Origin of the sequence: Vibrio celticus, assembly GCF_024347335.1 — a bacterium.
GTDB lineage: Bacteria > Pseudomonadota > Gammaproteobacteria > Enterobacterales > Vibrionaceae > Vibrio > Vibrio celticus.
In genome coordinates, this window is the sequence record NZ_AP025464.1 from 1,204,019 (window position 1) to 1,215,535 (window position 11,517).

An 11,517-nucleotide genomic window follows, 5' to 3' on the forward strand; every position below is an offset into this window, starting at 1 on the left:
TTCCCCAAAACCATCAACCTAACGGAGCACAATAGATGACAATCGAAAACATTAGCCAAGCAAAGGTTGCTGGTGGTTGGCACAAACAATACACCCACTTTTCTGCAACGCTTGACTGCAACATGCGTTTTGCGATTTTCTTGCCGCCTAACGCAAGCAAAGAAAACCCAGTTCCTGTTTTGTATTGGTTATCAGGCTTAACCTGTACCGATGAAAACTTCATGCAAAAAGCCGGTGCGTTCAAAGCTGCGGCTGAGCAAGGCATTGCCATTGTTGCCCCAGATACAAGCCCACGTGGCGAAGGCGTTGCCGACAATGAAAGCTACGATCTCGGCCAAGGTGCAGGCTTCTATGTGAATGCCACTCAAGCACCATGGGACAGCCATTACCACATGTACGATTACGTGGTAACAGAGCTTCCAGCATTGATTGAATCTTTCTTCCCTGTGACTTCGGTGAAATCGATTTCTGGTCACAGCATGGGCGGACACGGTGCCCTAACGATTGGTATCAAAAACGAAGATAGCTACCGTTCTATCTCGGCATTCAGCCCAATCACCAACCCAATGCAATGCCCTTGGGGACAAAAAGCATTCAACCAATATCTAGGCTTAGATATTGAAGAGTGGAAACACTACGATGCCTCTGAGCTTCTAAAAACCAAAGGCACCAAGCTGCCAATGTTGGTTGACCAAGGTGAAGCCGATAACTTCCTGATTGAGCAGCTTAAGCCTGAGCAATTAGTCGAAGCGGCTAAGGTAACCAATGCCGATTTAGAGCTACGTATGCAGCCAGGTTACGACCACAGCTACTACTTCATCTCTAGCTTTATTGATGAGCATATTGAGTTCCACGCTGCTTACCTAAACAAGTAGTCACACCGATTTAGCCCACACCTTGCAAAAGCGTGAGGTGTGGGCTTTTTTGTGCCTGCTGTTTGGGTAAATACGCTGTTACTAAAGAGCAGTAACAACGATTAACACTTTCAAATACCCCGCTATACCAACAAAAAACAATACAACGAAAAGGTACGACTATGAGCTGGTTTTTCTTAATGATGGGCGTGATGGCGGAAGCACTTTCTCACGTAGCACTTAAAGCAACCGACGGTTTCAGCTTATCTAAACCCATCCCTGCTCTATTGGTGTTTTCAGGACACTTGGCGGCATTTCTATTTTTGAGCCAAGCAATGAAAGGGATGCCTGTAGGTGTAGTTCACTCTTTATGGGCGGGTTTGGCTATCGTAACCGTGAGCCTGATTTCTACGTTTGTTTACCGCCAGCACCTCGATACTATGGTGTGGGTTGGTATGTTATTTGTGGCGGCAGGTGTTGTGATGATCAACCTATCTCAAGGTCACTCGCACTAGTGTAGATAGTGACTTATTAACAGTGTGTCAATTCATTCAAACTTCCTAACAGACAGGTGTCGCCTTCACTTATTCATACTCTTACAATCAGCAAATCAAACCTGTTACCATAGCGCCTTCAACATCACCTATTTTGAAGGTTGCTATGAAAGCAATTAAGACTCTTTTCTTCCTGATGGTTTTACTGAGCGGTCTGTTTACCGCTTGGCTGTTTATCCCAATTCCAGCGACCATGGACAAGCAAACGCTCGACGTTCCATTAACGGAACCGTTCAAGCTTGTGGCGTACCGCAGCAACCCGAATGATGCCAGTAAGCCGCTGACTTACCACTACTATGTGATTTCAGATGTGGTTGGCGTGGACGACATGGACCCGTTCCTAGTTACCACAGACCAGTTCGTGAAACTTGGCGAATTCGACGAGAACACGTTCAATTTAACGGTTAACGGCAAGATTGAGAGCTACACCAACGATTTGTGGATCAAAAAATCTGACGGCAAGCTTCAGCACTGGTACGTAAGTGTTGATGCAAACTATATTCGTTAGAGTCGAATTCAAATAAACCCTATTTTAAAACTGCGCTTTGGCTTCCAAGCGCAGTTTTTGTTTCTAGCGTAATTTTTGTTTCAAGCCGCCCGCTATGCACTCTCCCTTAGTTTTTACCCATCACTGCCGTGCTCTTAAAAACGCTACAAGCAGAGCAGGTTTTATAAGCCCTTAAGATGTTATAAGCTCCACCTATGCTCGACTCCCTATAAATCAAAAATAATAAAGGATCACCCGTGGAATTTACGCTCGACAAATTTAACGGCATCATCATCGACCCAGCAACAGCCCCTCACGATGCTGACTCTTTCAATGCCGAACTCAGCGAGATCACCGAATTTTCAAAGCAGAATAACAAAGGCATCATTTGGATTAGCTTGCCTATTTCACTCTCGCACCTTATTCCGGTGGCGACTGAACTTGGCTTTGTGTTTCACAACTGCCTAGAAGACGAGATTACGCTGATCCACAAATCCGAGATGGTAGAGTTTGTGCCTTTCATCCCTACCCACACCTTGGGTGCTGGCGCGTTGATCACCAACGAACACAACCAAGTGCTGATGATTAAAGAGCACGGTATGACTGGCTACAAGTTACCTGGCGGCCATATTGAGTTGGGTGAAGGCATTGAAGAATCGGTGGTTCGTGAAACCTTGGAAGAGACAGGTATCGAGGCAACGTTCGTTTCGGTGGTTGGCATGGCGACAAGACACCCGTATCAATTCGGTAAATCAAACCTCTACTTTATTTGTCACCTTATCGCTCAAACTCAAGATATCGCGATTCAAGACACTGATGAAATCGCAGAAGCTAAATGGATTGATGTTGAAGAGTATATTAACAACCCCGACAGCTACCCGTTTAACCGCCAGTTGGTCGGCTCTCTGATCGGAAAGCAAGGTTTGGAGCTCACTCAGTTAGAAGGCAACTATGGCCCGGTCCACAAGCCAGAGATCTTCTTTTCGCAAAGTTAGAACGACTCAGACATAAAAACGCCCAACTCAATTGAATTGGGCGTTTTGCTTTCACTTTTTGTTTTTCTTAATTAAGCCAACTGCGTTGTTAGTTATTCTTTGTACCCATGATTCATTCTCATACTTTTAGAACGAACCTGTATTAGAAGAAACCCAACGGATTAGTATCGTAGCTGATCAACAGGTTCTTAGTATTTTGGTAGTGATCGAGCATCATCTTGTGTGTCTCACGGCCAATACCCGATTTTTTGTAACCACCAAACGCCGCATGAGCAGGGTACGCATGGTAACAATTCACCCAAATACGCCCCGCTTCAATGTTGCGCCCCATGCGATACGCTAGGTTTGCATCACGCGTCCACACGCCTGCACCCAAGCCATACTCGGTGTCATTGGCGATTTCTAACGCTTCCGCTTCGTCTTTAAACGTCGTTACCGCGATAACAGGACCAAAGATCTCTTCTTGGAATACACGCATCTTGTTGTGCCCTTCCAGCATGGTTGGCTGAATGTAGTAACCGTTGCCGAGATCATCTGGTTGCTGCGCGATTTCACCACCTGTTAGCACTTTCGCACCTTCTTGACGACCGATTTCTAGGTAGCTCAAGATCTTATCGAACTGCTCTTTAGAAGCTTGTGCGCCCACCTGAGTATCGGTATCTAACGGGTTACCTTGTTTAATAGTTTGAGCACGCTCAACCACCTTGGCGATGAACTTGTCGTATACCGATTCATGAATCAACACGCGTGATGGACAGGTACACACTTCACCTTGGTTGAAGAACGCAAGCAGCATGCCTTCGACACACTTATCAAGGTATTCGTCTTCATGGTTAAAGATGTCTGGGAAGTAGATGTTTGGAGACTTACCGCCAAGCTCTACCGTTGATGGAATCAAGCTTTCAGCCGCACATTTCAGGATATGGTGGCCGACCTCTGTTGAACCGGTAAAGGCTAGCTTCGCCAAACGATCACTGGTTGCTAACGCTTGGCCTGCTTCGCTACCAAAACCATTCACGATATTCACCACGCCAGCAGGCAGAAGATCAGCGATCTTCTCCATCATCACCAAAATCGATGTCGGTGTTTGCTCGGCTGGCTTCATCACCACACAACAGCCTGCTGCCAGTGCTGGTGCCAGTTTCCAAGCCGCCATTAAAATCGGGAAGTTCCAAGGAATGATCTGCCCTACTACACCAATCGGCTCAGGGAAGTGGTAGCTTGCCGTGTTTGAATCGAGCTCAGCTGCGCTGCCTTCTTGCGCTCGAATACAACCCGCGAAATAACGGAAGTGATCGACAACCAAAGGAATATCTGCCGCGAGAGTTTCACGTACAGGCTTGCCGTTTTCCCACGTCTCAGCGACTGCGATTTCTTCCAGGTTTGCTTCAATGCGATCGGCAATTTTAAGCAGGATGTTCGAACGTTCTGTCACACTGGTCGCAGCCCAACTTGCACGAGCTGCATGCGCGGCATCGAGTGCCAAGCTGATATCCGCCTCGGTTGAGCGTGCCACTTGGCAATACACCTGACCATTCACTGGGGAAGTGTTATCAAAATACTCGCCGCTGACAGGCTTCACCCACTCGCCACCGATAAAGTTATCGTATTGTGCTTTAAAGTTCACCACTGCGTTATCACTACCCGGCTGTGCGTAAATCATAGTTAGATCCTTCTTTGATTTGTTATTCGTTATTGAGCTAGAGCTGTCTTATTTTTTAGGCGGCTCCTCTTGAGAAAAGAACTCATGACAAGACGCCCATGTTTATGCTTTCTGTTTAAAACACTGATACTTCGTGTTTTCTTCACAACAGTAACAACGCAAATCACACGCCAGAACTTCAAAACTTGTTGTTAATAAATTGTAAAACTATGATTACCAAACGTTTACAACCTAAAGTGAGTTGGCATTGAACGGACGTCTGGAAACCACTCCAGTGTTCAACTGTTCCAAATTGGTACACCCTCACTGTTACGACATGGAACAGTCATGCACCTTCAACAAGCAAACACCTCAGATTGGCTTTCGTCCTCTTGGCACCGCAGCACAGAAGCGGGTCTAAAACAGAGACGACTTCCCGAAGACATTCGCCTGCCTCAATCGATTCTTAAGCAGCGACGTCATCAATCTTCTGACTTAATCAACATCGTCGAATGCAATGCGCTGCCTTTGTTTAATCAGATGTTTGCACGCACTGACAGTCGTTTGATTTTGACCGATATTGAGGGCGTCATTCTGGCGAGTTGGGGACAGGAGCGGTTTAAGGAGAAGCTGACATCAATTGCACTCAGCTCTGGGGCATGTTGGCAGGAACAACTTAAAGGCACCAACGCGATTGGAACCGCCATTGTTGAAGCCAAGCCCGTATCCATCATTGGCGAACAGCACTTCATCCACCAGCATCGATTTATCAGTTGTTCAGCAAGCCCGGTGTTTGATCATCAAGGCCAGATGGTTGGCGTGTTAGACATTACTAGCGAACAGCAACAACACGATAGTTCCGTCCAATTGCTAGTTCAAAATATGGTTCAGCTTGTTGAAAACCAGCTATTAAGTCACATCCCACAAGGCACCACTCGTATTGACCTCGCATGTGAGAAATCGTTGCTGCACAGCGGTTGGCAAGGGATCGTGATAGCCAACGAAGCTGGTGAGGTTGTGGCGCACAATCAGGTTGCTTCTCAACTATTAGATCAAACCTCGATCGTCGGCGAATGCATAGATACCCTCTTCAACCGAACCTCATTAGATACGCCTTTTGTGTTTGAGAAACAGCACCTCAAACAAGCAACTGCAAAGCGCACTCGCTCTATTTCGGCATCGTGTGATTTGCACCATGGCGAACAACAAATAGAACACGCTTGGCAACAGGCCAATAAGGTTATCGATAAAGGGATCAGCCTATTAATCCTAGGCGAAACAGGGGTTGGTAAAGGCGAGTTTGTTAAAGCGTTACACAAGCAAAGCCAACGTAAATCGTCACCGTTAGTTGCGGTGAACTGCGGTGCGCTGCCGAAAGATCTTATCGAATCTGAGCTGTTTGGCTACGCGCCGGGCGCGTTTACTGGCGCAAGCCACAAAGGGTTCCAAGGCAAGATCCGTCAAGCAGACAAGGGCATTCTATTTTTGGATGAAATCGCCGACATGCCGTTAGAGGCTCAGTGTCGCTTGCTGCATGTTCTGCAAGACAAATCCGTGGTGCCCGTGGGTTCAAATCAGAGCTACCAAGTCGATTGTCAGATCATCGCCGCGACTCATAAAAACTTAGAACAGTTGGTCGCTACGGGGGAATTTCGACAAGATCTCTTTTACCGCCTGAATGGCTTGGCCTTTACTCTGCCAAGCCTGCAACACCGACAAGACAAACACGCCTTAATCGAGCACATTCACAGTAAGTACGCGGAAGACGAACAGACAATCTGCCCGCACTTAATGAGCTTACTGTGCGCCTATTCTTGGCCAGGTAATATTCGCGAGTTAGATAACTTACTCAAGGTCGCCGCTTTACTGGCGAGTGATGAACCCCAGCTCACGCTCGAGCATGTGCCCAGCCACCTTGCTCAACATCTGACATCATTAGCACACGATAATCAGCATCAACTGACGACTCCTAATACCATCAAAGACACAACGAATAACGATTTAAGAAGTACCGTTGAAGAAACCTTGTTGCAAACGTATCAAGCGAACCAAGGCAACATCAGCAAGACATCTCGAATACTCGGCATCAGCCGCAATACCATTTATCGAAAGCTAAAGAGCTTGGGGATTCTCCAATAAACAACATGGACGATCCTAGCTTGCCCTTTCGTTATCAATAAATAAATTAACTTCTAGTGAGACATTTCGCCATCTAACTCGTAGTACTTCAAAACGAACGAGGGCTCAGATGCAAACAATCAACATAGTGTGGCTAAAGCGAGATTTAAGACTCACCGACCACGCGGCTTTATTACACGCTTTATATGATAAACACCCAACGATATTGCTCTATATTTTCGAACCCATGCTGTTAAACAATGCCCATTATTCTGAGCGACATTGGCGATTTGTTTGGCAATCACTGCAATGCATGAACCAGTCATTAAAAGAGCATGGACATCAGGTTTCAATACTCTATGGCAGTGCTATGGACTGCTTCAAAGCGATCCAATCTCGCTATCACATCCAAAATGTATTCTCCCATCAAGAGATAGGCTTAAATTGCACCTTTGAGCGTGACAAGCAAATATCTGACTGGTTTCAAGAGCACAACATCCAGTGGCAAGAGTTCGCACAGGGCGCCGTTGTAAGAGGGTCAAAAGATCGAATCGGTTGGGACAAGCACTGGAACAGTGTCATGCGTGCTCCCATAGCACAAAGCCAGTTGACCACAGAGTCGCTGTATACCCTTGATGCTGAAGAAGTAGGTTTGGCAATAAATCCTCCACAAGCATGGTTAACCAAAAGTAGCGGAATACAAACGGGCGGTAGCGTACTGGCTTGGGCAACTTTGCATGATTTCTTTGAACGCCGTGGTCGTGATTACTACCGCAGTATCTCAAGCCCAGAAGCGTCACGCCATGCCTGTACTCGCCTATCTCCGTATTTGGCTTGGGGCAACATATCGCTGCGTGAAGTTTATCAACACCTGTTGGGACACTGGCAAGTTGCAGGGTTTCGTCGCAGCCTAATTGCCCTTTCTTCAAGGCTTCATTGGCACTGTCATTTCATGCAGAAGTTTGAATCGGAATGCGAGATGGAATTTCGCTGCATCAACCACGCCTACGAGACGTTATTGCAGAATGAAACGGTAAAAGATCCAACACGTTTGGAGGCATGGAAGGCGGGATTAACAGGCGTGCCATTGGTCGACGCCTGTATGCGCTGCCTGCATCATACGGGCTATATTAATTTCCGTATGCGCTCAATGCTGGTGAGCTTTCTCAGTCATCATATGAATATGGACTGGCGTGATGGCGTCACTCACTTAGCGCAGCTGTTTCTCGATTTTGAACCTGGTATTCACTACCCACAGTTTCAGATGCAAGCTGGGGTAACAGGGATCAACACTATCCGAATTTACAATCCGACAAAGCAAGCGCAAGAGCACGATTCAGATGGAGACTTCATCCGTAAATGGGTACCAGAACTTTCAGACATACCCACTCCACTTTTGTTTGAGCCTTGGAAGATGACGCCTATGGAAATGATGATGCATGAGCTCAAACCGGATTCCCCTTACCTAAACCCAGTTATCGATCTCGACACTAGTGCCAAAGAAGCCCGGGTGCGTTTATGGTCGTGGCGAAAACTGACTGAGGTAAAACAAGAACGTAGCCGTATTTTGGCTCGCCATGTCAGGCCATCGAAGAAGAAGCCTAATCAGACTCCAGCTCCACAAGTTGATTGAGCACTTCTTTGTCCAATACTGGATGATGTTTGCTCGCTAAGATCAACACAATATCGACCGAAGGCAACGGCGGCATATCATCAAGAATTTTCAAATCTGAAGTCACGCTCAGCTTGCCCATCGCGCCAATCGCTAATCCGGCTTTAACAATTGCTCGCTGCGCCGATGCGGTATTGCTACACGCCAATAACTGATAAGGCGTACCCTGCTTAGTTAAACCATTCACTGCTGCAGCGTGATACTTACAATCGGTCTGAAACAAGGCTAATGGGACTGGTTTAGAATCATCGAACACAAAATCAGGGCTGCTTATCCATACTCCGATATCATGAGTGAGCCAGTACCCTTCTTCACTATCGGGCGCTCGGGTGACGATCGCAGCATCAAGCCTACCATCATCAAGCCACTCTCTAAGCGTAATGCTCGGCAAGCTAAATACTTGAATGGAACACGTAGGTTCTGCGTTTTGCAACAGCTTAATCACTTTCGGCAAGATGCTGTCGTTATAGTCTTCAGGGCAACCTAATCGTAGAGGCTGTTTGTCCTCATAACGTTTTACTTGCTTTAGCGCGGTATTGTGGAGGGCGACTAACTGTTCGGCATGAGAACGCAGCGCTAAGCCAGCTTCAGTCAGTATCAAATTACGTCCTTCTTTCTGGAAAAGAGTCACGTTGAGTTCTTCTTCCAATTTGCGCATCTGCGCACTGAATGCCGATTGGGTACGATTGATCTGTTTCGCAGCACGAGTAAAGCTACTGGTTTCTACAAACGCGAGAAAGCCTCGCAAAGCATCAATATCCATATTGAAATCACCACCCATCGTTTTTATTAATGTATTGCATCAAAATTATCTGTTAGTGCGCCGCAATACAATCCCCTAAGCTCAAATGCGTACCCACCAAACGCAAGGAAGCCCCTATGCAGCTTTATATTGGAAACCAGAACTACTCAACTTGGTCACTGCGCGCATGGCTGATATTCGACAACTACAACCTGAATACAGAAATCATCAAGCTCAAGCTTTTCACCTCTGATTTCTACGACACTCTGGCGAAAGTGACACCAACGGCTAAGGTTCCAACCCTAGTTGATGGTGACGTTGCAGTGTGGGATTCATTGGCCATTCTCGAATACGTTAACGACGCCCACTTGAACGGTGCAGCATGGCCCAGTTCAGTGAAAGAACGCGCCCATGCCCGAGCAATTTCCGCAGAAATGCACTCTGGATTTTTTGCCATCAGAAATGAAATGCCGATGAACTGCCGCGCACAACGAAAACTCACACTCAGTGAAGAAGCACTAAAAGACATCGCTCGTATTGATGCAATATGGTCAGCACAAATGGAACAATACCCTGAAGGATGGTTGTTTGGTGAATGGTCGATTGCCGATGCGATGTTTGCACCTGTGGCATTGCGCGTAGAAACCTATGGCATCAAGCTTTCAGAAAAAGCATCGCAGTATCAACAACGTGTGCTTAACAGCCCATCAATACAAAAATGGCTGGCAGAGGCAAGCTTAGAAACCGATGTGGTGGAAGAAGATGAGGCGGGTGAGCCAGTATAAAATACAAGACACCCTTCCAAAGCTCACTAGTCTGTGAGCTTTTATCTAAACCTTATTAATTTGGTCGATTGTGATCACCGAATCACAATGTGCAGATGTGATTGTTTATATTCATATAAATTCAAATATTTAAGATAAACATCATGTTACGAGCAACGATCGCATTACTCAGTGTTACTAGCTTCGCCGTATCTGCCAACGCCCCTCTTCCTTCTGGAGAAGAATGGCTCAATCATGCTACTGAAGGGCTTGCACCTTATTGGTTAATGCCTAGCGCTCAAGGAGAACCGGTAGGCAACTTCCCGACTTTCCGCTGTGATGACGGTACCTTGCTCGATGTTTATGATGTGTGCCCTGAACTGAACAAAGGCTGGATCACGCCGCACTTTGGCAAAGAGTTCACACGGATGAAATCACGTCAAACTTATGCCTATGGAGTGCTCTACCACCTTAGTGGTGATAAGCAGGCTTTAGCGCTTGCCAAGCAAGGAGCCTACTACATCATTGAACAGCTAGAAGATAAGCAAAACGGCGGCTTCATCAGCTTCACTAAAGACGGTAAAGCAGGATTGGAGTGGCAACAGCGAACGGCTCAAGATCAAGCGTATGCATTAGTTGGCCTTGCCATGTACTACTACCTGACCCAAGACAAAAAGGTAGAAGAAGCACTCATCGCACAACAAGCTTTTATCTTTGATAAATATCGACTTAGCGACAACAGCGGTCTTGCTTGGGTACTTGCGGATGGTGAAGATGGCAAAGCCACACAGCGTGAACTGGTCGCGCAACTTGATCAGATTAACGGTTACATGCTGTTAGTCGCTCCCCTGCTAAAAGAGCCCATCAAGACAAGATGGCTTGATGATCTAAGTTGGCTGACACAAACCATGGTCGAGCACTACCACTCTGAAGATGAACAACGCTTCTACGGCGCAATTCACGATAAAGCTGCGATGATGCCGAATGCTAATCACAACGATTTTGGGCACACCATCAAAGCGTATTGGATGACTTACCTTACGGGACAAACTCTGGATAACTCCGAATGGAAAGAGTTCGGTATGAATGGGATGAAGCACACTTTAGCCCAAGCTCAATACCAAAAAGAGTTCATGAGCGTATCCCAATATTTTGGCGAAGAACTTCATAATGCGTGGAAAGGACAAGAGATTACAGGCTGGCAAAGCAGACCAAACACAAATTGGGCTTCATCATGGGAGTGGGCAGAGCTCGACCAAGCGGCCATGACGGTTTCGCTGGTCGATGGTTCAATGAAAGACGTCCTGCAATACACCTTACCGACCTTTCATGATGTATGGGTCGACCATAAATACGGCGGTGTCGGGCTTGAGCCAAAACGAACCAAAGCTTTCCATTGGGGCAACGGTTATCACCAGTTTGAACATGCTCTGATTGGCTATTTTTTCGCTCAGCAAGTTGACGCAAAGCCAGCAGTATTGCATTACGCAAGGCCGACCAACAGTGAGATGCCAATGGAACCGTATTACTATCAAGGCGATGTGGTTAAGCTGGAAAACACTGGAGATGGTACGCAGACAGTCAGTTTCAATAACATTCGACCTTAGCGTTGGTTGTTTGTTCTAAATGGACTTGAGGTTCAGGGCTACGGGGAATGGACAAGGTCAAAGAGTTAGCACAATAGTGATG

Annotated in this window: 10 protein-coding genes; 8 read left to right on the forward strand and 2 right to left on the reverse strand. The window is 46.6% G+C overall.

Going from position 1 to position 11,517, the window contains the following annotated elements:
* Nucleotides 1-35: 35 nt before the first annotated feature.
* From fghA to OCV19_RS21355, 4 genes are all read left to right on the forward strand, one after another.
* Complete coding sequence (gene fghA, locus OCV19_RS21340) at nt 36-875, forward strand: S-formylglutathione hydrolase (protein ID WP_004732901.1); 840 nt, start codon at nt 36-38, stop codon at nt 873-875.
* Between the two features lie 161 nt (nt 876-1,036).
* Nucleotides 1,037-1,369 (forward strand): DMT family transporter, encoded by a 333-nt coding sequence (locus tag OCV19_RS21345; RefSeq protein WP_065675304.1) that lies wholly within the window; start codon nt 1,037-1,039, stop codon nt 1,367-1,369.
* Between the two features lie 145 nt (nt 1,370-1,514).
* Complete coding sequence (locus tag OCV19_RS21350) at nt 1,515-1,916, forward strand: hypothetical protein (protein ID WP_017108445.1); 402 nt, start codon at nt 1,515-1,517, stop codon at nt 1,914-1,916.
* A 236-nt stretch (nt 1,917-2,152) separates the two neighbouring features.
* The gene (locus OCV19_RS21355; protein ID WP_065675305.1) at nt 2,153-2,890 is read left to right on the forward strand and encodes an NUDIX domain-containing protein; all 738 of its coding nucleotides are present in this window, start codon (nt 2,153-2,155) and stop codon (nt 2,888-2,890) included.
* 142 nt (nt 2,891-3,032) lie between these two features.
* Here the strand turns inward: OCV19_RS21355 and exaC are convergent, their stop codons facing one another.
* Nucleotides 3,033-4,553 carry an acetaldehyde dehydrogenase ExaC gene (exaC, locus tag OCV19_RS21360; RefSeq protein ID WP_004732897.1) on the reverse strand — a complete coding sequence of 507 codons (1,521 nt, stop codon included), beginning with the start codon at nt 4,551-4,553 and terminating at the stop codon, nt 3,033-3,035.
* A 327-nt stretch (nt 4,554-4,880) separates the two neighbouring features.
* Here exaC and OCV19_RS21365 point away from each other — a divergent pair, with 327 nt between their 5' ends.
* Nucleotides 4,881-6,671, forward strand: coding sequence for a sigma-54-dependent Fis family transcriptional regulator (locus OCV19_RS21365; protein WP_065675306.1), 1,791 nt, complete (start codon nt 4,881-4,883; stop codon nt 6,669-6,671).
* Between the two features lie 109 nt (nt 6,672-6,780).
* Nucleotides 6,781-8,283: a cryptochrome/deoxyribodipyrimidine photo-lyase family protein gene (locus OCV19_RS21370; RefSeq protein ID WP_065675307.1), complete on the forward strand. Its 1,503-nt coding sequence runs from the start codon at nt 6,781-6,783 to the stop codon at nt 8,281-8,283.
* Here OCV19_RS21370 and OCV19_RS21375 read toward each other — a convergent pair.
* Entirely contained in the window at nt 8,252-9,103 is an 852-nt protein-coding gene (locus OCV19_RS21375) for a LysR family transcriptional regulator (RefSeq protein ID WP_065675308.1), read from the reverse strand. The genes OCV19_RS21370 and OCV19_RS21375 overlap by 32 nt on opposite strands.
* A 98-nt stretch (nt 9,104-9,201) precedes the next feature.
* Between OCV19_RS21375 and OCV19_RS21380 the strand changes: the two genes are divergently transcribed.
* Together OCV19_RS21380 and OCV19_RS21385 are read left to right on the forward strand one after the other, a co-directional pair.
* Nucleotides 9,202-9,849: a glutathione S-transferase family protein gene (locus OCV19_RS21380; RefSeq protein ID WP_065675309.1), complete on the forward strand. Its 648-nt coding sequence runs from the start codon at nt 9,202-9,204 to the stop codon at nt 9,847-9,849.
* Nucleotides 9,850-9,992: 143 nt separating this feature from the next.
* On the forward strand, nt 9,993-11,435 hold the full coding sequence (locus tag OCV19_RS21385; protein WP_065675310.1) for an AGE family epimerase/isomerase: 1,443 nt from the start codon (nt 9,993-9,995) through the stop codon (nt 11,433-11,435).
* Nucleotides 11,436-11,517: the final 82 nt, after the last annotated feature.